The organism is Haloarcula sp. S1AR25-4, from assembly GCF_031624555.1.
In the GTDB taxonomy this organism is placed as follows: domain Archaea; phylum Halobacteriota; class Halobacteria; order Halobacteriales; family Haloarculaceae; genus Haloarcula; species Haloarcula pellucida.
Genome location: NZ_JAMQOR010000002.1, coordinates 378,906 through 401,279, shown reverse-complemented (window position 1 = coordinate 401,279; position 22,374 = coordinate 378,906). Strand labels below are relative to the sequence as shown.

Annotated in this window: 18 protein-coding genes; 5 read left to right on the top strand and 13 right to left on the bottom strand. The window is 67.1% G+C overall.

The genetic code is table 11. The features are described 5' to 3' along the window. Positions 1-38: 38 nt before the first annotated feature. The 8 genes from NDI85_RS10730 to NDI85_RS10695 form a co-directional block, all read right to left on the bottom strand. Positions 39-887 (bottom strand): hypothetical protein, encoded by an 849-nt coding sequence (locus tag NDI85_RS10730; protein WP_310915750.1) that lies wholly within the window; start codon positions 885-887, stop codon positions 39-41. A gap of 70 nt (positions 888-957) precedes the next feature. After that, a complete protein-coding gene (locus NDI85_RS10725; RefSeq protein ID WP_188996733.1) occupies positions 958-1,494 on the bottom strand; it encodes a hypothetical protein in 537 nt (178 codons plus the stop codon). 41 nt (positions 1,495-1,535) lie between these two features. Next, positions 1,536-2,870, bottom strand: a complete 1,335-nt coding sequence (locus NDI85_RS10720) for an ABC transporter ATP-binding protein (protein WP_188996735.1) — start codon at positions 2,868-2,870, stop codon at positions 1,536-1,538. Beyond that, entirely contained in the window at positions 2,860-3,924 is a 1,065-nt protein-coding gene (locus NDI85_RS10715) for an ABC transporter ATP-binding protein (protein WP_310915749.1), read from the bottom strand. Before NDI85_RS10715 ends, NDI85_RS10720 begins: the two co-directional genes overlap by 11 nt. After that, positions 3,921-4,961 (bottom strand): ABC transporter permease, encoded by a 1,041-nt coding sequence (locus NDI85_RS10710; protein ID WP_310915748.1) that lies wholly within the window; start codon positions 4,959-4,961, stop codon positions 3,921-3,923. Before NDI85_RS10710 ends, NDI85_RS10715 begins: the two co-directional genes overlap by 4 nt. Positions 4,962-4,963: 2 nt before the next feature. Next, on the bottom strand, positions 4,964-5,923 hold the full coding sequence (locus tag NDI85_RS10705) for an ABC transporter permease (protein ID WP_166972047.1): 960 nt from the start codon (positions 5,921-5,923) through the stop codon (positions 4,964-4,966). 12 nt (positions 5,924-5,935) lie between these two features. Then, positions 5,936-7,879 carry an ABC transporter substrate-binding protein gene (locus NDI85_RS10700; RefSeq protein ID WP_188996741.1) on the bottom strand — a complete coding sequence of 648 codons (1,944 nt, stop codon included), beginning with the start codon at positions 7,877-7,879 and terminating at the stop codon, positions 5,936-5,938. Positions 7,880-8,129: 250 nt separating this feature from the next. Beyond that, entirely contained in the window at positions 8,130-9,224 is a 1,095-nt protein-coding gene (locus NDI85_RS10695) for a PGF-CTERM-anchored ABC transporter substrate-binding protein (RefSeq protein WP_188996743.1), read from the bottom strand. Between the two features lie 59 nt (positions 9,225-9,283). On the opposite strand from NDI85_RS10695, the gene btuC reads away from it, so the two are divergent. From btuC to NDI85_RS10680, 3 genes are read left to right on the top strand one after another with little or no spacing between them, the layout of a single operon-like run. Then, positions 9,284-10,354, top strand: a complete 1,071-nt coding sequence (gene btuC / locus NDI85_RS10690; RefSeq protein WP_310915747.1) for a vitamin B12 ABC transporter permease BtuC — start codon at positions 9,284-9,286, stop codon at positions 10,352-10,354. 35 nt (positions 10,355-10,389) lie between these two features. Continuing rightward, on the top strand, positions 10,390-11,613 hold the full coding sequence (locus tag NDI85_RS10685; RefSeq protein WP_310916059.1) for a heme ABC transporter ATP-binding protein: 1,224 nt from the start codon (positions 10,390-10,392) through the stop codon (positions 11,611-11,613). A 19-nt stretch (positions 11,614-11,632) separates the two neighbouring features. Further along, positions 11,633-13,969: a DEAD/DEAH box helicase gene (locus tag NDI85_RS10680; protein WP_310915746.1), complete on the top strand. Its 2,337-nt coding sequence runs from the start codon at positions 11,633-11,635 to the stop codon at positions 13,967-13,969. 1 nt (position 13,970) lies between these two features. Here the strand turns inward: NDI85_RS10680 and NDI85_RS10675 are convergent, their stop codons facing one another. Together NDI85_RS10675 and NDI85_RS10670 are read right to left on the bottom strand one after the other, a co-directional pair. Beyond that, positions 13,971-14,834: a mechanosensitive ion channel family protein gene (locus tag NDI85_RS10675; protein WP_310915745.1), complete on the bottom strand. Its 864-nt coding sequence runs from the start codon at positions 14,832-14,834 to the stop codon at positions 13,971-13,973. 62 nt (positions 14,835-14,896) lie between these two features. Continuing rightward, positions 14,897-15,097 carry a hypothetical protein gene (locus tag NDI85_RS10670; protein ID WP_310915744.1) on the bottom strand — a complete coding sequence of 67 codons (201 nt, stop codon included), beginning with the start codon at positions 15,095-15,097 and terminating at the stop codon, positions 14,897-14,899. A gap of 300 nt (positions 15,098-15,397) precedes the next feature. Here NDI85_RS10670 and NDI85_RS10665 point away from each other — a divergent pair, with 300 nt between their 5' ends. Beyond that, positions 15,398-16,096, top strand: a complete 699-nt coding sequence (locus NDI85_RS10665) for a cupin domain-containing protein (RefSeq protein ID WP_188996751.1) — start codon at positions 15,398-15,400, stop codon at positions 16,094-16,096. Positions 16,097-16,189: 93 nt separating this feature from the next. On the opposite strand, the gene NDI85_RS10660 is transcribed toward NDI85_RS10665, so the two are convergent. Next, entirely contained in the window at positions 16,190-16,603 is a 414-nt protein-coding gene (locus NDI85_RS10660) for an Lrp/AsnC family transcriptional regulator (protein ID WP_166972037.1), read from the bottom strand. Between the two features lie 102 nt (positions 16,604-16,705). Here NDI85_RS10660 and carA point away from each other — a divergent pair, with 102 nt between their 5' ends. Continuing rightward, on the top strand, positions 16,706-17,752 hold the full coding sequence (gene carA, locus NDI85_RS10655; RefSeq protein WP_310915743.1) for a glutamine-hydrolyzing carbamoyl-phosphate synthase small subunit: 1,047 nt from the start codon (positions 16,706-16,708) through the stop codon (positions 17,750-17,752). Between the two features lie 248 nt (positions 17,753-18,000). On the opposite strand, the gene NDI85_RS10650 is transcribed toward carA, so the two are convergent. Both NDI85_RS10650 and carB read right to left on the bottom strand, forming a co-directional pair. Then, positions 18,001-18,927, bottom strand: a complete 927-nt coding sequence (locus NDI85_RS10650) for a 2-dehydropantoate 2-reductase (protein WP_310915742.1) — start codon at positions 18,925-18,927, stop codon at positions 18,001-18,003. A 136-nt stretch (positions 18,928-19,063) separates the two neighbouring features. Further along, on the bottom strand, positions 19,064-22,312 hold the full coding sequence (gene carB, locus NDI85_RS10645) for a carbamoyl-phosphate synthase large subunit (protein WP_310915741.1): 3,249 nt from the start codon (positions 22,310-22,312) through the stop codon (positions 19,064-19,066). Between the last annotated feature and the right edge of the window lie 62 nt (positions 22,313-22,374).

Here is a 22,374-nt window from a genome sequence, read left to right as displayed (position 1 = left end):
TCCGACCTTCGACCGCCGACTCGCAAAAGTGGTCCGTCCTAACTCACGATAGTCCCGGCGTGCGTTCTGGGGTTCAGTTCGGCGAGGCGTTCCTCACAGTCCGTGCAAGCCACCGCGAGCACCTCGTGAACCCCACAGCAGGAGGTCTGGACGTCGCTGGCGCGTTCGACTGGGCCGCCACAGGCCGGACAGACCGTCCGGTGTGCGCGGACCGTCTCCAGCATCTCGACGCGCTGTTCGAGGGGCAGGTCCGCCCAGCGCTCGGTCCACTCAGCGAGCGCTTCGTGTGCGGCCACGTCGACGCGGAGCGCGCTCCACGAGGGCCACTCGCGGACACGGTGGCCGACGGTCACTGCGGGATGTGGGTCGCGCTCGACGGTCACGTCCTCGGCGTCGGTCCCGAAGACGTTCGCCAGCGGCCCGGTCAGGTCGGCGTCGGCGGGTCGAGCAGTCAGTCGTTCTCCGAGCGCGGCGGCGAACGCCTCGGTGAGTTCGCGGCCGTCGTCAGTCTCGGCCACAATTCCCTCGTCGGCGAGGAACGCGTCGGCGTCGACGGCGTTCTGGCGGTAGTGTTCGACCCGCTGGACCACCTCGAAGTCGTCGGGATCCGTGTAGCCCGGCGCGTTTCCGAACGCTCGCAGGACACGCTCGGGGAGGTACTGCTGTGTCAGTCGCGGCGTCCCCGGAACGAGGTAACCCCGAAGGGCGATAGCCACGAGCGAGACGACGGCGACGACCGCGGCGAGTTCGACGGCGACGAGCGCCGAGAGCCCGCTCAGGACGGCTGCGATGGCGACGTTGGCGACGGTACACGGCCAGCACCGGCGCTCGCCAGTGTGTTCGGGGTCGCGTATCCGTCCGAGCAGCGACGACCCGCCGGTAGGCATGGTCCGTGGTACCGTCTCGATAGTGAAAAGCGTATGCCGTGTGCGCGCCCCAGTTCGGGCCGCCCGGTGGCTACTCCGGTTCGATTCGCACCGTCGTCTCGGCGGCCAGTCCCTTCCCCGCGGCGTCGTCGACGTCGACGTACGCGCCGAGGGTGTACTCGCCGGGCTCCGCTGGCTCCCACTCCGTCTCGCTCACTTTGAACAGACCCGTCCAGCGCCGGCGGAACTCCTTGCGCTCGCCCCGGTCGAACGTGAAGACGCGCTCCTCCTCGGGGAGCGACTCGGGGACTCGGGAGGCCTCGGGCGCGCCGTCGACGTGCCACGTCCACAGGCGCGGCGTCCGGGTACGGACGCTGACGGGGAACGGGAACGCGTTCCGAAGGGTCACCGTCACCGGGACGGTGGTCCCGGTCGGATACGACGACTGCGGCGTCTCGACGGCGACGCGTATCGCACGGTGGGCAAGCCACGCCGGGACGAGGTACCGACTCAGCGACTCGCCGGGCACCGACCGCATCGCCGCCGGCTTGGGCGTCTCCTCCCGTCTGCGCGGCGTGAACGCGTCGTCGTCCCGTTCGAGCGCGTCCGACTCGTAGATGCGGCGCATTGGTGGTCGTAGCCCGTGAGATCTGTAAAGCGTTGGGGTGGTCAGTCGTCGGCGACGGCGTCGCCGCCCTCCGTCACGTCAGTCGGGCCGTCGGCGTACTCGTCGTCGTGGAGGTGGCAGGCGATGCGGTGGGTGTCGCCGGTCCGGGCCGCTCTGGGTTCGTCGGCCTCACAGGGCGAGACGAACGCCTCGTCCAACTGCGCCGACGCGCCTTCGACGTCACCGCCGTGGAGGCGGTCGATGGCCGCCGAGAGGGCGTCCTCGGCGTCGGGGTCGGAGAGTCGGTCCGGCAGGCCGAACTCCTCGCGGACCAGTCCGCCGAGGACGTCTCTGGACGCTGACTCGGGGTCGGCGCGTTCGTCCTCGGTGACCGCGGTCAGCGAGTCGACGCCGTCGGCCTCGGCGGCCCGCAGTTTCAGGTCCATCACCGCGCGCCACGCCGGCTGTTCGAGGTCGTACGCCGGCGGCTGGATGACCTTCGGACAGCGAGTGTGGAACCGACACCCGCTGGGCGGGTTCAGCGGCGACGGCACCGCCCCGGGGAGGAAAATCTGGTCGCCCTCCCACAGCGGGTCCGGTTCCGGCACCGCCGACAGCAGCGCCTCCGTGTAGGGGTGATAGGGCGGGTCGAACACCTCCTCGGTCGTCCCGACTTCGGCGAACTCCCCGAGGTACATCACCGCGATGCGGTCGGAGATGTGCTCGACGACGGAGAGGTCGTGGGCGATGAAGATGTACGAGAGGCCGTACTCGTCCTGTAGGTCCTCCAGCAGGTTCAGAATCTGGGCCTGCACGGAGACGTCCAGCGCCGACACCGGTTCGTCACAGACGATGACCTCCGGGTCGACGGCCAGCGCTCGGGCGATGCCGATACGCTGGCGCTGGCCCCCCGAGAACTCGTGGGGGTAGCGGTTGGTGTGGCTGGGGTTCAGCCCGACCGTCTCCAGCAGGTCGTAGATGCGCTGCTCGCGGGTCTCGCCCTCGGCGATGCCGTGGATGTCCAGCGGTTCGCCGACGATGTCGCCGACGGTCAGCCGGGGGTTCAGACTGGAGAAGGGGTCCTGAAAGATGTACTGCAGGTCCTTTCGCAGGTCGCGGAGGTCGCTGGACCCCAGTTCGGTCAGGTCGTCGCCCCGGTAGTACACCGACCCGTCGGTGGGTTCGGTCAGTCGCAGGAGCGCGCGGCCGAGCGTCGTCTTCCCGCACCCGCTCTCGCCGACGACCCCCAGCGTCTCGCCCTCGCGGAGTTCGAGGTCGACGCCGTCGACGGCCTTCACTTGCTGGGCGTTCCCCAGCAGGGCGTCGACGAACCCGCTGCTCGAGTCGTAGTACTTCTCGAGACCCTCCACGCGGAGGATGGGCTCCTCACCGGGCATCCTGTTCCTCCTCTACGAGCGGGTCCTCGCCCTCGACGGTGACCTCGAAGTCGAGGCCGTTCTCTAGGTCGCCGGTGTACTCCAGACAGGCCGCGGCCCGGTCGTCGGCCGCTGTCGACGCGTCGCCCGTCTCCGGGTCGACCAGTGGCGGTCGTTTCCGGGCGCAGCACTCCTCGGCGTACGGACACCGGGGGTGGAACGCACACCCCGGCGGCACGTCCACGAGGTCCGGCATCGTCCCCGGAATCGTCTGGAGGCGGTCGCGCTCGTCGCCGATGCGCGGAATCGAACTCATCAGCCCGACCGTGTAGGGGTGTTTCGGATCGTAGTAGAGGTCCTCGACGCTCGCTTTCTCGACGGGCCGACCCGCGTACATCACCATGACTCGTTCGCAGATCTTCGCGACGACGCCGAGGTCGTGGGTGATGAGCTGGACGGCGGTGTCGAACTCGTCGGCGAGGTCCTGAATCTGATCCAGGATCTTCGCCTCGGTGGTCACGTCCAGCGCCGTCGTCGGTTCGTCGGCGATGAGCAGGGCCGGGTCACAGGACAGCGCCATCGCGATGACGGCCCGCTGTTGCATCCCGCCGGAGAACTCGTGTGGGTAGTCGCCGTACCGGCTCTCGGCGTCCGGGATGCCCACCCGGTCGAGCAACTGGACGGTCCGGTCCCGCGCCGCGTCGTCGTCGTAGCCGAGGTGGTGGCGAATCGCCTCCGAGATCTGCTCGCCCACCGAATAGACGGGGTTGAGCGCGGTCTGGGCGTCCTGGAATATCATCGCGATTTCGTTGCCACGGACCGACCGCACCTCGGACTCGCTCATCTTCAGGATGTCTTCGCCCCTGAACAGAATCTCCCCGCTCTCGATGCGGCCGGGCTCCTCGATGAGACGCATCAGCGAGAGGGCGGTGACGGACTTGCCGGCCCCGCTCTCGCCGACGACGCCGAACGTCTCCCCGCTCTCGATGCGATACGAGAGGTCGTCGACGGCGGTGACGACCCCCTCCTCGGTGTAGAAGGTCACCGTGAGGTCGTTCACTTCGAGGAGCGTCATTCGGCACCTCCGGCGCCGGCGGCGCTTATCTCCTGTGCGTCGAGCGCGTCGTTGATGCCGTCACCGATCATGTTCATCGCCATCACGAACAGGAAGATGGCACCGCCGGGGAAGACGGTCACCCACCACGGGATGGTCCCACCCGGCCCCGTGATGATGGTCGAGCGAGTCTGGTTGAGCATCGTCCCCCACTCGGGCGTGCCGGGCGGGAAGCCCAGTCCGAGAAAGCCCAGTGCCGCGACGCCGATGACGACGGTCCCGATAGAGAGCGACGCCTGCACGATGAGCGGCGCCATCGCGTTCGGGACGATGTGTCGAAAGATGACCGACCGGTCACGTGCGCCCAGCGCCTGTGCGGCCAGCACGTACTCGTTTTCCTTGACCGACAGCACCTCGCCCCTGATGAGGCGGGCGTAACTCGCCCACCCGGGGACGGTAAAGGCGACGACGAGCGGCCAGTAGCCGCCGCCCAGCAGCGCCACGATGACCAGCGCCAGCACCAGACCCGGGAACGCGAAGATGACGTCGACGAACCGCATCATCACCTCGTCGACCCAGCCACCGTAGTAGCCCGCGATGGCGCCGTAGGCCATCCCGATGGTCGCCGTGATGCAGACGACGACGAAGCCGATTGAGATGCTGATTCGCCCGCCGACGAGCAGTCGCGAGAAGATGTCTCGGCCGTTGGCGTCGAGGCCCATCGGGTGGGCGAGCGTCGGCGGATTGAACCGTTTGAGGCTCGGGTTCTGCAGGTAGAGAATCTCGCCGGGTTCGTAGGGCGCGATGGCGAACGGCTGGATCGGGACGCCGGCGACGACGACCTTCTGTGAGAACAGCGCCAGCAGCGACATGATGGCGACGGTGTAGACGCCGAGCATCGCCGCTCTGTTCTCCCTGAACCGCCGCCACGCGCGCTTCCATCGGCCGTCGGTCCCGCCAGTCGTCGTCGCCTCGCGCCAGTCGGAGAGGCGTTCGCGGTCGGTGACTCGGTCCGTGTCGAATCCAGTTATCCGGATGCGTCCTCGTTTCGTAGACATAGTCAGTCGTATCGTATCCGCGGGTCCAGCACCGCGTACAGGATGTCGGCGAGCAGGTTCGCCAGGATGATGGCGACGCCGGTAAACAGCGTGATGCCGAGTATCAGATCGACCTGTCGGTTCCTCACGGCGGCGATGAGTTCACGTCCCAGTCCCGGCCAGCCGAACACCTGCTCGACGACGACGGACCCGGAGACGATGGCCGCGGTCAGGAACGCGGCGACGGTCGTCACCGAGATGAGCGAGTTCCGGAGGACGTGCTTCAGGACGACGGTTCGCTCGGGCAGCCCCTTCGCTCTGGCGGCGGTGACGTACTCCTTGTTCATCTCCTCGGCCATCGAGGAGCGCATGATGCGCATCAGGTTCGACGCCGAGGCCGTCCCGATGGTGATACCGGGCAACAGGAGGTACCACAGCGTCGCCGGGTGCCACAGGGGCTTTCGCGGTGCGCTCACCGGGAAGAGGTTCAACACCAGCGCGAAGACGAGAATGAGCATCAGTCCGAGCCAGAAGTTCGGCAGCGAGATGCCCGCCAGCGCGACGAACCGGCTGACGTGGTCGCCCAGTTCGTCCTTCCGGACGGCGGCGTAGATTCCGGTCGGGATGGCGATGGCGAGTGCGAACACCCAGCCGAACAGCCCCAGCACGACGGTCTCGGGGAGTCTGTTGGCGATGATGTCGCTGACCGCTCGCTCGCGAGCGCCGTAGGTCGACCCGAAGTCGCCGTGCAGGACGATATCGCCCAGCCAGTTGAGGTACTGCTTCCACGCCGGCTGGGTCAGGCCGTATCGCTGCTTGAGGCGGGCAATCTCCTGTGGCCCCATGTCGGGGTTCAGTCCGATGGCCACCTGTACCGGGTTTCCGGGGGTGAGCTTCACCAGCGAGAAAGTGACTATCGAGACCCCCAACAGGATGGGGAACACCAACAGCACCCGCTTGAGTATAAATCGACGGAGGCTCATGCTGGGTGAATCTCACCGGTCCAGATACGTAATCTGTTCGTCGGCCGGGTTGTACAGCCCGTACCCGACGATGTTCTGTACGCTGGGATAGCTGTTGAACCCCTTGACGGCGTTCGAAACCACGCCGACGGTGGTGCTGTGAGTCCCGTAGGAGTTGGCATTCTCTTCTAAGATTATCTCCCAGACCTCTTCGTACCGCTCCTGACGCAGTTCCGGGTCCGTCGCCACGTCGACGCCGTAGCGCGCGTTCCGGAGCTTCTGGTTGAGTCGGTCGATATCGACGTTCTGGAAGTTACAGCACTGCGCGAAGTTGTCGGGGTGGTGGATGGACTTCGCGTACCCGTGCGGGCCGAAGCCGCCGGAGAGGCCGATGAACGCGATGTTTCCCTTCTTGTAGTAGTTCTTGCTGAGCAGTTGGCTGATGAAGGTGAGGAACTCCGTCGTGTTGATGGAGGCCTCGAAGTACTTCGTCCCGTTTATCTCCTGGTTCAGCGACTGGACGATGAGTTCGACTGTGCGAACCCGGTCCTTGTTGTCGGAGTTGGTCTCCAGGGTGACCTCGATGGGATACTCGATGCCCGCCTCCTCGCCGACTTCGTCCAGCATCTCGGCGGCGGCCTCGGGGTCGTAGGTGTTGTACGACTGCAGGTCCTCGACCAGTTGCTCGTAGTCGGCCGTTCCCTTCCCGGCGGCGAGCGGCGGGAGTGGGACCCACGCGGGGTTCTCCCACCCCTGAAAGATGTTGCTCGCGATGCTCTCTCGCGGGACGAGTTTGTTCACCGCGCGCCGGAGTTTGGCGTTGTCCCACGGCGTCTGGGTCACGGGGAACTGCATGAACGTGAAGCCGGCCCCGTCGGTCGGTGCGGTCCGGAAGTCCTCGGAGTTCTGGAAGTTGGTCTGCGCACTGGAGGAGAGGCCGCGGGTCATGTCGATTTCTCCCTCCTGTAGCGACCCGGCCCGTTTCGACGGGTCGCTGGTGACGGCGATGTCCACCTCGTCGACCACCGGGCCGTTGGGGAAGTCGCTCGGTCCCTCGAACCAGTCTTTCATCGCCGTGTCGAACCAGTAGTCCTCGAACTTCGAGTACGTCGCGTAGCTCTCGTTCTCGTAGTCCGTGAGCGTGAACGGTCCGGTGCCCATCGGCTCGTGGCTCTCACGCGGGTCCATCTGGCCCAGCGGGACGTTCTGGGATTGACCGGGCTTCCCGGTTATCTCCGTCGGGTAGATGCTGAAGTCGCTGAGTTCGCGGATGGCGGCGGCGTCGGGAATCTGTACGTACAGGTCGACCGTGTAGTCGCCGTCGCGCTGGACGTCCAGCAGGGAGTCGAACACCTGTCCGGACAGGGCGGACCCGCGGAGGCGCTCGTAGGAGGCCACGACGTTGTCGGCGGTCAGTTCCTCGCCGTTGTGGAACGTGATCCCCTCGTGTAACTGGAACCGGTACTGCATCCCGTAGGTGCCGTCGGCGATGGCGTCGCCGACTTCCGCGACGGTCAGCACGCGCGCGGTGTCGCCCGCCGACGGGTCGCTGGGGTTGTCCGGGTGCTGGATGACGATCTGCTCGTCCGTATCGATGAAGACCGTCCCGTCGTCGGTCTCGGCGTACTGCACCTCCGTCATGTAGTCGGTGTAGGCCGTCCGCTTGATGTCCTGTACCTCTTCCTGTTCGTAGGACTCCGCGAGCCACGGATAGATTTCGCCGCTGGCACCGGTCGTCGTCATACCCTCGTACAGGAGGTTGTGGTGGACCGAGGACGTCGCAGAGGTACTCTCGGGCGGGTCGAACGTGTCGACTGCCGACCCGAGCCCCGCTCTGAACGTCCCGCCACGCTTGATGTCGGCGGGGTCTACACTCACTCGGTCCTGTACGGGGTCGACAGTCCCGCCGCCACCGCCGCTGTCGAGACCCGAACACCCGGCGACGGAGGCGACGCCGAGGCCGGCGACCGTTTGCATGAGGTTTCGCCGCGATAAGACGCTGGACAGACCCTGGTTTTCGTTGTCAGTCATGCGATATCACAAATGGTCTATGATGATGGATATCTCCCTAAACAAAAAATTTTGCGCAAATTTACACTGTACAATCACGCGACATGCCGAATATCTTGGGTGATAACGGCGACCGAACTATCCGTGTCGGTCGACGTTCGATAGTGACAGGACAACGCCAACTCGTCCGACAGTCGGTGTCCCCCGACGGGGCTGCTTACCGGCGTCTGCCGACCAGTGCCGCCACAGCGAGCGCACTGACCAGCGCACCGACGGCGGTGAACCCGGGGCCGTTTCCGCCGGTCGTCGTCGTGCCGTCCGACGCCGTGGCGGTGGCCGTCTGGGTCGTCTGCTGTTCGCTCGTCTCGTTCTCGACGGCCGAGCGCGGGACGTAGCTCTCCTCGTCGTAGCGCTCCGGGTAGAGCTGTCGCGTGGCGTCGTGGACCGTGTTGACGACGCTCCGGGGGGCCGGCTGGTTGAGGTCACGGACCCGAAGCCGGACGGTCGCGTTCGTCTCCCCGGCGGTCGTACTCGCGTACGGTTCCTCGTCGACGAGGCCCGCCGTTTGCTCGGTGACGACCAGTACCTCCGGGTCCAACTGGAGGAGGACCTCGTTGCTCAGTTCCGGGTACCCGGTGTTGTTACGCGCGGCGACGTTGTCGGCACCGGCCACGTCCAGCAGGGTGTCGATGAACGTCCCGTTGGCGGCGACGTACCCGCCCCCGAGGGGATAGAGGACCGTCTTGCGGTCGTCGATGCCGGCCGTCGTGTCCCGCACGGCGTCGACGTTCCGCGTCATCCACGCGTTGGCCTCGGCCGCGCCCTGACAGTTCCCGGTCAGGCGGCCGATGGTCGTCGTCTTCTGGCGGATGTCCTCGACGGAGGTCGAAGCCGGCAGGTGATACACGGTCAGTCCGGCCTCCCGAAGGCCCGCCACGTCGCCCGCGCTGGCGTTGGGGGCGATGACGAGGTCGGGGTTCGTGCCGACCACCTTCTCGACGCTGACGCCGAATCCGGCGGAGACGTTCGTCCGGCTCTCGGCCCCCTCCAGATACGACGCGAACTTCGTGAGACCGACGACCTGCTCGCGGCCGCCGATCTCCCACATCGTCTGTGCCGCCGAGGGGTTCGTCGTCGTCACGCGCTCGGGGCGCTCTTCGAGGGTTATCTCGGTTCCCGTGGCGTCGGTCATCGTCACCGGGAACGAACACGTCTGTGCCGACGCCTGTGTACTCGTCGCGGCCCCCGGCGTCGCGCCGACGACAGAGAAGACCAGCAGAACTCCCAACACTGCGGTAGCGAATCGTCGCATCGTCTGTGTGGGGGTACAGGAACAATAAATATTTACCTACTGCAAGTGCCGTTTCAATCATGCATCCGTCGGGACGGACCCTCTTCTGGTCGCTGGCGCTCGCGGGTCTATTGGGTGCTGTGATCACCGTAAGCGCCGGCATCGGCCCGGTGTGGATTCCGCCCGACGCCGTCGCGAAGGTGTTGCTCAACGCCGTCGCCCTCCCGACGGCCGTCGACCTCTCGGGCGCGACGCCGGCCGTGACGACACAGCCACTGTTCCGGTTCCCGGTCGAGGACATCCAGCGCCAAATCGTGTTGCAGGTCCGCCTGCCACGTATCCTGCTGGGGGCGATCGTCGGGTTCTCGCTCGCGGCCGCAGGGACCATCATGCAGGGTATCTTCCGCAACCCGATGGCCGACCCCTCGATTATCGGCGTCTCCTCGGGCGCGGCCGTCGGTGCCGTCGGCTTCATCGTCGCGCCGGTGGCCCTGCCGTTCGGCCTCGGCCTGCGCGCCGCGGCCTTCTCCGGGGCGCTACTCTCGGCCTTCGGCGTCTATCTCATCGCGACACAGAACGGCCGGACGCCGGTCGCGACCCTCCTGCTGGCGGGCGTCGCCGTCCAGACCTTTCTGGGCGCCGTCGTCTCTTTTCTCCTCCTCCAGAGCGGTGAGAGCATCCGCCGGGCGCTGTTCTGGCTGATGGGGCACCTCAAGGGCGCGGCGTGGCCGGAGGTCTGGACGAGTCTCCTCCTCGTCGCCGTCCCGTTCGTCGTCCTCCTCGTGTACGCCCGCGACCTGAACGTCATGTTGCTGGGCGAGGAAGACGCCCAGAGCCTCGGCATCGACGTCGAGCGGACCAAGCGAATCCTGCTGGCGTTCTCCTCGCTCGTCACGGCGGCGGGCGTCGCCGTCGCCGGCATCATCGGCTTCGTCGGCCTCATCGTCCCACACGTGATGCGACTGGTCGTCGGCCCGGACCACCGGGTCCTCCTGCCGACGGCGGCGCTTGCGGGGTCGTCGTTCCTCGTGGCGACCGACACCCTCGCTCGCTCGGGGAGCGCGGAGGTGCCCGTCGGCATCGTCACCGCCGCCCTCGGCGCCCCGTTCTTCCTCTATCTCCTCCGTCAGCGGGAGGTGCACGAACTGTGAGCGACCACGACGGCCACGCGGGCGAGGCGATACCGATGCTCGAAGCCAACGGCATCGCCGTCTCGCTGGGCGGCACGCAGATTCTCTCCGGCGTGGACCTCACCGCCGAGTGTGGCTCCGTCGTCGGTCTGGTCGGCCCCAACGGCGCGGGCAAGACGACGGTCCTGCGGACGCTCAGGGCGACGCTGTCGCCCGACCGCGGGACAGTGCGGGTCGCCGGCGAACCCATCGACGACCTCTCGACGAAGGAAGTGAGCAGGCGCGTGGCCAGTACGCCGCAGGCGACGACGCTCTCGTTCGACTTCACCGTCGAACAGACCGTCGAGATGGGCCGGACGCCGCATCTGGGCCGGTTCGACCGCGCCGACGAGGACGACTACGACGCCGTGCAGGCGGCGATGGAGCGCGCGGAGGTGGCGCAGTTCGCCGACCGCCCCGTCACGTCGCTCTCCGGCGGCGAGCGCCAGCGAGTCCTGCTGGCCCGCGCGCTCGCACAGGAGACGCCGGTCTTACTGCTGGACGAACCGACCGCCAATCTGGACGTCAACCACGCCGTTCGCACGCTCGAACTGGTCGCCGACCTCGCCGCCGAGGGGAAGACGGCCGTCGCGGCCATCCACGACCTCAATCTGGCCGCCCGGTACTGCGACGAACTGGTCGTGCTCTCCGACGGCGAGGTCCGTGCGGCCGGCGATCCGCGCGAGGTGCTCACGTCGGAGACGCTCGGTGACGCGTTCGACGCCGAGGCGCTCGTGACCCGCCAGCCCGGCACCGACGCGCCGCTGGTGACGCCGCTCCCCGACCGCGACCCTCTCGACGCCGCGGTCCACGTCGTCGGCACCGGCGGGCAGGCCGCCGCCGCCGTCGCCCGCCTCGTCGCCGCCGGCAGTTCCGTCACCGTCGGCGTCGTGCCGGCGGGTGACGCCGCCGCCGAACGCGCCCGCGAACTCGACTGTCCGGTCGTCACCGTCCCGCCCTTTGCCGGCGTCGACAGCAACGCGCGGGAGCGAGCGACGGAACTGGCCCGCGAGGCCGACGCCGTGGTCGTCGCGGGCGACGTGGGCGACGCGAACCAGTCGGTGGTCGCCGCCGCCTCGCGTCTCGTCGCCGTCGCCGGCGAGGGCGTCCCCCGCATCGAGTCCGAGCGGACCACCGTCACCACCGTCGAGTCGCTCCCCGAGGCCGTCGCAGACCTCCCGCCAGCGGAGGACCGCGACGAGCGTGCGGTCCCGTCCGGGGAACAGCAAGACCGATACTGACCCGTTCCCTAGCCCGCCCGTGGACGACACTATCGCGTGGCTCCGCGACCGACCCTACTACGAGGGCCAGATAGTCGACGAGCGGAGGGTGCCGGGCCGGGACGCCACCGTCGCCGACTGTGCGCTGAACGCGCGCCTCGCGGACGTGCTGGCCGGCGAGGGGATCACGGACCTCTACGCCCACCAGACCGCCGCCGTCGAGTCGGTTCGCGACGGCGAGAACGTCGTCCTCGCGACGGAGACGGCCAGCGGGAAGAGTCTGGCCTACACCGTCCCCGCCTTCGAGCGGGCGCTCGATCGGCGGGCGACGACGCTGTACGTCGCCCCGCAGGTGGCGCTCATCAACGACCAGACCGAGACCCTCTCGGAACTGGCACGGGGACTCGGCTTCGCCTCCGGCGTCTCCGTCGCCCAGTACACCGGCCGGCAGTCAAAATCCGAGAAGGAGGCCATCCGGGAGCGCCAGCCGACCGTCCTCCTGACGACGCCGGACATGCTCCACTACGGCATCCTGCCCCACGCTCACCGCCTGTGGGACTGGTTCTTCCAGCGACTGGAGACCGTGGTCGTCGACGAGGTCCACGGCTACCGGGGGGTGTTCGGCAGTCACGTCTCGCTCGTCATGCGTCGGCTCCAGCGCATCGCCGAGCGGTTCGACAGCGACCCCGAGTGGGTCTGCTGTTCGGCGACCATCGGCAACCCCGTCGACCACGCCGCCACCGTCACCGGCCAGTCCGAGGCGTCGTACACGCTCGTCGACGAGGATACGAGTGCCAGCGGCCCGCGCCACTGGCTCCTGTGGAACCCGCCCGAGTACGACGGGGGTGATGGGTGGGGGAGCGGCCGCCGGAAGTCCAGTCACGTCGAGACGAAGAACCTGTTCGTCGACTTGGTCGAACGCGGCCTCCAGACGGTGGTGTTCGCGGGGTCCAGACAGACCGCCGAGCGGTACGCCAGCGACAGCGCGGACGCGTTGCGGGACAGAGGGCACCACGACCTCGCCGACGCCGTCGGGGCGTATCAGGCGGCGCTCACGGACGAGAAGCGGCGGGACCTCGAAACCCGGTTGCAGTCCGGGGACCTGCGCGGCGTCTGGTCGACCAGCGCGCTGGAACTGGGCGTCGACGTGGGCGGCCTCGACGCCGTCTTGCTGGACGGCTACCCCGGTACGCGGATGCGGGCGTTCCAGCAGGCCGGCCGCGCCGGTCGCGGTACCGACCCGGCGCTGGTCGTCCTCGTCGGCGGCGAGGACCAACTCGACCAGTACGTCCTCCGCAACCCGGCGACGCTGTTCGAGAAAGACGCCGAGCAGGCGGTCACCAACCCCGAGAACGAGCAGTTGCTCCCGAACCACGTGCTGGCCGCCGCCGGCGAGAACTGGCTCTCGCCCGACGACGACCGGCACTTCGGCGAGACGTTCCCCGACGTGGTCGCGACCCTCGAATCGGCGGGGGACCTCGACCGCCGGACGACGGATAAGGGAGTGCGCTGGACCTCGAACGGTCGCCCGCACCACGACATGAGCCTGCGCACCGTCGACGACCGCGAGGTGAAACTAATCGCGAAGGGCGACACCATCGCCAAACTCCCGTTCGAGGACGCCCTGCGGGACGCCCATCCCGGCGCCATCTACCACCACCAGGGGCGGCGCTACGAGGTGACGGACCTCGACCTCTCGACGGGGGTCGCCGAACTCGACCGGACGTGGGCGAACTACTACACCCGCGTCCTGCACGACAAGACGATCACCGTCGAGGCCGACCTGCAAGAGCGGCCGCTCCCGACCCGCGAGGACGTCCCCGTCCGGTTCGCCTCGGTGACGATGCGCAAGCAGATAACGGGCTACGAACGGCGCGACGGATCCTCGGGCGAGGTGCTCGGCCAGCGCCCGCTCGACCTGCCGGAGACGGCGTTGGAGACGAAGGCGCTGTACTACACCATCCCCGAAGACCTCGAACGCGACGTCCTCGCGGGCGACTACGGCGACAGCGACACCGCGGACTTCCCCGGCGCTATCCACGCGGCCGAGCACGCGATGATCTCGATGTTCCCCTTCGAGTACCTCTGTGACCGCGGCGACGTCGGCGGCCTGTCGACGCCGCATCACCCCCATACCGGCGAGCCGACCATCTTCATCTACGACGGCTATCCGGGTGGCATCGGCCTGACGCGGGCGGGGTACCACGACGTCGGCCCGCTGATGGACACCACGCTGTCGATGCTTCGGTCCTGTGACTGTGCCGACGGCTGTCCGGCCTGCGTGCAGTCACCGCACTGTGGCAACGCCAACGACCCGCTGGACAAACACGGTGCCATCCACCTGCTCGGCGGTCTCACCGGCAACACAGGCGGCTGACTCACTCCGCCGGGGCGCCCGAGTCGTGGACCGTCACCTCGCCGGAAAGCTCCGTGTGCGGCGTCTCGCTGAGATCGATCCCCTCCGCTCGACAGGCCTCGTGGACGCCGCGGACGAACGCGGACTTGACCGACAGCGCGCGGTTCTTCCGCTCGACGGGGAGCCACACGCGCCCAATCAATAGGACGGAACTGCTCGTCAACTCCGAGACGGCGACGCTCGGCGCCGGTTTCTCGCGGACGTGGTCCAAGTCGCGGGCGACGTTGCGGATGATGGCCTCCACCTCGTCTAGGTCCGCGTCGTAGTCGACGCCGAACTCGTAGGAGACGCCGACGGGGTCCGTCGACGTGTGGTTCGTCACCGCCGTCGTCGCAAGCGTCGTGTTCGGGACGAGGATACGCTCGTTGTCCGGCGTCCGCACGCGAGTCACCCGGAGGTCGATGTCGACGACGGTCCCCTGCTTGCCGTCCCACTCGATGGTGTCGCCGACGTTCAGGTCGGGGTCAGTGACGATGAACGCGCCCGAGACGAAGTTCCCCAGCACGTCTTGGGCGGCCAACCCGACGGCGACGGTGATGCCGGCGGCGATGAGCGTCGACCCGGCGAGGCTCCCCCTGAACCCCGCGAGGCTGGCCGCGACGACGACGGTGACGACCACCACGAGCAGGTGGGTCGCGCTCACCAGCGCACTCACGACGGTCCGGTTGAACTGCGAGCGCTCTACCCCCCAGCGAACGCCCGGAACGACGACGAGACGGCCGATGGCGTACAACAGGACCGCCACGGCCAGAAACTCCGCGCCGTCGTTCGCGAGTTGGACGTACGTTTCGGTGATGTCGCCGGGGAAAGTGCCAGAGAACTGCATAGCGGGGGTAGCACCGCCGGGCACATGAAATTCGTCCGACTGGAGACCATCCGCTCGAACCGTCACTCCGTGGACTGTTCCTGTTCGAGTTCCGCGACCCGCTGTTCGAGGCCGGCGATGCGCTCCTCGTAGCCCCGCTTCCCGTCGAGGTAGTTGTACACGACGACGATGAGCAACGTCGGCAGACCGACGTACATCACGAGTAGCACGAGCATCCTCGCGAGTTCGGTAAAACCGACCATGAACGCGACTGGGAAGGGCATACGTCGTCTACTTCCGGTCCGAATAAAGCACTTGTGTTCTACTCGAAAATGGAGAAAATATCCGGCGAACTGAGACTGGCTCTCCGACGCCGTCTCCGTATCGATCGCTCGTCTCTCGCGTTCGTCTCCAATCAGTCACCCGGCATCCCCGTTCCGGGCCGTCTTCCGTTTGCGGGGCTCTGGTGAATCACTGGATCGCGTCGGTTTCGACCGTCAGAACGAGGAGTGTGAAGCGGGAAATCGCCGATGTTCTAAAACCAGTCCGCAGGTGCTATCCCTTTGCCTTCACAGACGTTTCCCATGGTAACAATCACAACCGGTCGCCCGGTCGACGAGAACGGCGACCCCCTCGACGGTCCGGCGCTCGAACTCGACCCCGACGGGCCCGCGGCCGAGATGCTGGCGGACTCGCCGTATCCGCTCGCGTCCAGCCCGGCCTCCGACACGTGGTCGGCGATTACGCAATTTCCCGAGCGCGACAACTCGTCGGACCCTGCGATGGTCGTGTGGCTCGGTCCCGACGCGACCGAACTCCCGCCCCACGTCCACCGCCACGACTCGGAGTACTTCCGCGCGCTGACCGGCGAAGTGACGTTTGTCGTGGACGAGGAACCCCACCGACTCGGCCGCGGCGAGGACATCACCGTCGAACCCGGCGAGGAACACTACTTCCGGAACGACACCGACGAACACGTCGCGTTCTACGCAGAGGTGCCGTGGACCAAGACCATCGTGACCCAGCTGACCGCCTTTGGGATGGACCACGAGGGGAAGTTCAGCAGCGACGGATCGTTCAGCGAACCCGACGCCATACAGGGACTCCTGTTGTCGGAGTACATCAGCGACGGGACGCGCATCACTGCGGTACCGTTCGCGGTCCAGCGACTCGCGTGGGCGACCGTCGGGCGGGTCGCCACGCTGATGGGTCGAGAGGCGACCGACGACAAGTACATGCGAGACGAGTTCTGGGAGCGCCGCGTCGAGCAACCCGACCTGTAGATGTCGGTTTCATCAACAGGGCCGTGGTGACCTCGCTGTCGATTCGTGGCTCCATTGCTCACCAATCGCGGTCGCGTTGCGACCGCGCGTCGCTCATCCGACGCGCTCGTCCAGAATTAACCGCGTCTTCGTGCTCACGACCTCGTCCAACTCCCGCGCTCGCGTGATGAGGTCGTTGACCTCGCCGGTGTCGGTGGCGTCGACGACGACGACGATGTCTTCCTCGCCGGAGACCTGCCAGACGAAGTCGACGGAGGGCCACTCGGCGATGCGGTCGGTCACCGCCGCCGTGTCCACGTCGACGTCGACGCCGACCTCTATCATCGACTTGACGTTCCCGGTGCGCGTCGCGACGGTGAAGCGCTCGATGACGCCGTCTTCGACCAGTCGCTCGACCCGGTTACGCACGGTCCCCTCGGAGGTGCCCACGTCGTCGGCGATCTCCGTGTAGGGCGTGCGGGCGTCTTTCCGGAGTATCGAGAGTATCTCCCTGTCCAGTTCGTCCATCGAGATTGGACGCTTCCCACCCACCGGACTTTAGGATTACGAAAATCGTAACTCGGCTTCGAAAGCAACCCTTATGAACTGGAATCCTGTACGCATCTCGTAATGACAGACGCATACGTAGCGCTGGAGGGTGACCGCGTCATCGAGGCCCGCGCACGAGCGCCGGGGACAGCACGCGGCGAAGTGGTGTTTACGACCGCCTACACCGGCTACGAGGAGAGTCTGACCGACCCGTCCTACGAGGAACAGGTCCTCACCTTCTCGTATCCGCTCATCGGGAACTACGGCGTCCGGGAGGAGCGCTTCGAGTCCGACCGCGTCCACCCGCGTGCGGCCGTCGCCCGCGAGATGACCGACGACGTCGCCGAGTGGCTTGAAAGCGAGGGCGTCCCCGCCGTCGACCACCTCGACACCCGCGACATCGTCACCGAGATCCGCGACGAGGGGGCCATGAAGTGCGGTATCGCCGCCGGCCCCGACGCGACGAAGCAGGACGCGCTGGACGAACTCCACCAGTGTAAGCACATGTCCGACCACACGGACATCGGCGCACAGGTGTCCGTCGACAGCGTCGAGACGTACAACGAGGACGGCGACGGTGAAACCGTCGCGCTCGTCGACTGCGGTGCGAAAGGCTCCATCATCGAGTCGCTGGTCGAACGCGACGCCGCCGTCCACGTCTTCCCGTACGACGCCAGCGAGGACGACGTGGCCGCCGTTTCCCCGGACCTCCTGTTCATCTCGAACGGCCCCGGCGACCCCGAGAACTTCGAACAGGCCGGCGAACTCGTCGAGACGTACGTCGGCGACGTCCCCCTCGCCGGCATCTGCCTCGGCCAGCAGGTCGTCGCCAACGCGCTCGGCGGCGAGACCGAGAAGATGGAGTTCGGCCACCGCGGGGTCAACCAGCCGGTCCGTGATCTGCGCACGAATCAGGTCGTGATGACGACTCAGAACCACGGCTACACCGTCGCCGAACCCGGCGACAAACTCGACGTGACCCAAGTCAACGTCAACGACGACACCCCCGAGGGACTGGAGAACGACGACCTGAACATCATCACCCGTCAGTACCACCCCGAGGCCAACCCCGGCCCGCACGACTCGCTCGGCTTCTTCGACGACGTGCTGGCGATGGCAGAGGACTAGTTGCGCTGAGCGAAGCGAAGCGCAACTAACCGGCCGAGCGGTGACCGAAGGGAACCGCGAGGAGTAGCGAGGACTCGAACGGAGTGAGAGGCCTCGTTAATCGCGAGCGGGGAACGCAGTGACCCGCGAGGCGTAGCGTGGTTCGGAGCGAGTGAGAGGCCTCGTTAATCGCGAGCGGGGAACGCAGTGACCCGCGAGGAGTAGCGCGGTTCGGAGCGAGTGAGAGGCCTCGTTAATCGCGAACGGACTCACCCGTCCGCGAACCGCTCGGCCCACGGCCGGAGGACGGCCGTGACGGCCTCGTTCATCGGTACCGCCACGTCTGTCCCGTCGGCGTGGCGGACGACGGCGGCGTTGAGCGTGTCGAGTTCCATCGCCTTCTCGTGGGTCAGGTCGTAGTGCAGCGAGGAGTACGAGTCGGCGTCTAACTCCTGTGCGAACTCGACCCACTCCGCGGCAGTGTCGTCGGGGAGCGCCACGTCGTTCGCTCGCGCGACCGCACACACCTCCTCGACGACCCGGCGGTACATCCGCCACGAGTCCTCGGCGTCGCGGACGTCACCGACCGGGAGGCGCGTCGCCGCGGTCATCCCGGAGTGGGCACAGATGAACGCGAACTTCCGCCACAGTTCGACGTCGATATCGTCCGCGAGGACGGCCTCGACGCCGGCACACGAGCGGAGGGCGTCGTCCAGCGCCGCGATACGGTCGGTGCGCTCGCCGTCGAGTTCGCCGTAGACGAAGCGGGCCGGCCCGCCGGTGTGTTCGACGACGCCCGGTTCGGCGATGGTCGAGAAGATGTAGGCCACGCCGCCGACGACGTGGGACTCGCCGACCTCTTCGGCGAGCCATCGCTCGTTGTCGACGCCGTTCTGGAACGAGACGACGGCGGTGTCGTCCCCCAGCAGCGGTCCGAGGTCGGCCGCCGCCTCGCGCGTGTCGTGGGCCTTCACGCAGAACAGCACGTAATCGACCGGTCCGATGTCGGCGGGGTCGTCAGTCGCAGGCAGTTCGACTGCGGTGTCGCCGGCGACGCTCTCGACGGTGAGTCCGTCGGTCCGCAACGCGTCTAGGTGGTCGCCGCGGGCTATCAGGTGCACGTCGTGGCCGGCGTCGGCGAGTCTCGCACCGAGGTAGCCACCGACGCCGCCGGCGCCGAACACTGCAAATCGCATGGTCGACGCTGACGGTGGGACGAACCGTAGCTGTTTGGACGGTCGAGACGCTGGCGGTCGTCCTTGCTATCGGTGCCTCGTGAGAACGGAGCCGCGAAAAGATATCGGGGAGAAAGGCGTCAGAGAGACAGTCGCGTTACTTACCCCACTCGCGCGTGGTCTTCGGGCGCTCGTCGATGGCCTGCACCGCGAGGGGCTGGTCGTCGGAGTTGATCGCTTCCAGCGCCGCTTCGCCGCTCTCGATGGTCGAGAAGTAGGTGACCGTCTCCTCGACGCAGGCCTCCAGCACGTCGCGGTCACGGGAGACCACGAGGTCGATCTCGCCGTTCTGGATGGCCTCGACGACGGCCTCGGTGTCCTCGAAGTCGTCGAGGTCGTACGTATCGAAGTGCTCCTCGAAGCCGAGGATAGGCAGGTCGACGATGGCCGTGCCCGAGAGCGGAATCGGCTTATCGACGCTCATCTGGGCCTTCTGATAGGCCTTGCCGAACGACCCGGCGGTGCCCATGACCTCGCCCGTCGACTTCATCTCCGGGCCGAGACGCGGGTCCGAACCCGGCAGGCGGTCGAACGGCAGGACGACCTCCTTCACGGAGACCTGCTCGGGAATCTGCTCGTCGATGTCGAGTTCGTCGAGCGTGCTGCCGGCCATCACCTGCGCGGCGATTTTGGCGATGGGGACGCCGGTGGTCTTCGAGATGAAGGGGACGGTACGCGAGGAGCGCGGGTTCGCCTCCAGCACGTACACCTCGCCGTCACGCACCGCGAGTTGGACGTTCAGCAGGCCGACCGTATCCAGCGCGTCGGCGATGTCCTCGGTGACCTCGCGGATGCGCGGCATGACGTCTTTGATCTCCTGTGAGCGGGGCGGAATCATACACGCCGAGTCGCCGGAGTGGACCCCGGCGGTCTCGACGTGTTCCATCACGCCGCCGATGAGGACGTCCTCGCCGTCGGCGACGGCGTCGACGTCCAGTTCCACCGCGTCGGCGAGGAACTCGTCGACGAGGATGGGCTTGTCGGGAGAGACGCGGACGGCTTCCTCGATGTACGTTTCGAGGTCGTCGTCGTTGTAGACGACGTCCATCGCGCGGCCACCCAGCACGTACGAGGGGCGCACGAGGACGGGGTAGCCGATGTCGTGGGCCAGTTCCAGCGCCTCCTCCTTGCTGGTGGCGGTGCCACCCTCGGCCTGTGCGATGCCGAGTTCGTCCATCAGTTTGTTGAAGCGGTCGCGGTCCTCGGCGAGGTCCATCGCCTCGACCGAGGTCCCGAGAATATCACAGTCCAGCCCGCGGCGGTCGAGTTCCGCTTCGAGCGGTTCGCCGATGTCGACGGAGGTCTGGCCGCCGAACTGGACCATCACGCCGTCTGCGCCGGTGGACTCGACCACGTCGGCGACCTCTTCTGCGGTGACGGGTTCGAAGAACAGGCCGTCGGAGGTGTCGTAGTCCGTCGAGACCGTCTCGGGGTTGTTGTTGACGACGTGGGCGTCGATGCCCATCTCGCGCAGGGCACGGACCGCGTGGACCGAACAGTAGTCGAACTCGACGCCCTGTCCGATGCGGATGGGGCCGCCGCCGACCACGACGACGCTCTCGACGTCGGGGTCGATCTGGAGTTCGTTGCGGTCGATGCCCGAGACGGGATCGCGCGTCGAGTAGTAGTACGGCGTCGTCGCCTCGAACTCGCCGGCGCAGGTGTCGACGAGTTTGTAGTCGCGGTGGGTCGTCTCGTCCTCGACGGTCTCTATCTGGACGCCGCTCCCGTCGGTCGCGGCCTCGACTTCGGTCTCGTCGCCGTCGTCGGCGTCGAGGCTGGCGGGGAGCCACGAGACGTGGGTGTCGTTGAACTCGCCGCCGGCGAGCGCGGTGATCTCCTGGTCGGTGAAGCCGGCCTGTGCGGCCGTCTCGTAGTCGCCCTGCTGGGCGGCCTCGGCGGCGTCGGCGACCGTCTGGAAGCGCTCGACGTACCACTCGTGGATGTCGGTCAACTCGACGATTTCCTCGACCGTGTAGCCGCGTGTGAACGCCTCGAAGATGGCGTACGGGCGGTCGGGGCTCGGCCGTTCGAGGTACTCCGATTCGAGTTCGTCGTCGTCGACCTCGTTGAAGTCGACGGCGGGGTTGTACTCCGAAGAGCGCAGCGCTTTGAGGAGGCTCTCGGGGAAGGTGCGGCCGATGGACATCGCCTCGCCCGTGGACTTCATGGCCGTCGACAGTTCGAACTCGGTGTCGCGGAACTTGTCGATGGGCCAGCGGGGCACCTTCGTGACGACGTAGTCGATGGCCGGTTCGAAGGCGGCGGTCGTCTCGCCGGTGATCTCGTTGTCTATCTCGTGGAGGCGCTTGCCGAGTGCGACCTTCGCGGTGACGCGGGCGATGGGGTAGCCGGTCGCCTTCGAGGCCAGCGCGGAGGAGCGAGAGACGCGCGGGTTGACCTCGACGACGCGGTACTCGCCGCCGGGCGTGCCGTCGTCGCGCCACGCGTGCTGGATGTTACACCCGCCCTCGATGCCGAGTTCGCGGATGACCTTCAGCGCGGAGTCGCGCATCTGCTGGTGACCCTCGTCGGGGATGACCTGCGAGGGCGTGACGACGGTGGACTCCCCGGTGTGGATGCCCATCGGGTCGATGTTCTCCATGTTGCAGATGATGATACACGAGTCGTCGGCGTCGCGCATCACCTCGTACTCCAGTTCGACCCAGCCAGAGATGGACTCCGTAATCAGGACCTCGCCGTTCCGCGAGAGGCGCAGGCCCTTGCGGACGCGTTCGATGAGTTCGTCGAACTCGTCGACGACGCCGGACCCGGACCCGCCCAGCGTGTACGTCGTGCGCGCGATGACGGGGAGACCGCCGACCTCGTCGACGGCGTCCTGGACGCGCTGTTCGAGTGCGTCTTCGTCGAAGTCGGTGACCGACTCGTCCTCGTCGAGCGAGATGGTCGTCGACCGGGGGACCGGTTCGCCAATCGACTCCATGCGCTGGCGGAACAGGTCGCGGTCCTCCGTCGCGTAGATGGTGTCCAGCGGCGTGCCCATCACGTCGACGTCGTACTCCTCTAAGACGCCTTCCTCGGCGAGTTCGGCCGTGACGTTCAGGCCGGTCTGGCCGCCGAGGCCGGCGATGACGCCGTCGGGGTCCTCCTTCCGGATGATCTCGCTGATGGCCTCGGTGTTGATGGGTTCGAGGTACACCTTGTCGGCCATCTCCGGGTCGGTCATGATGGTCGCCGGGTTGGAGTTGACCAGTACCACGCGTGCACCCTCTTCCTGGAGGGCCCGACAGGCCTGCGCACCGGAGTAGTCGAACTCGGCTGCCTGTCCGATCTTGATGGGGCCACTCCCGATGAGCAGGATCGTGCGGTCTTCGTCCTCTGTCATTACCCGAATCGAACCCACACATCGTAATAAGCCCGGCGAAAAGGTACGAGTCTCGAAGCCCG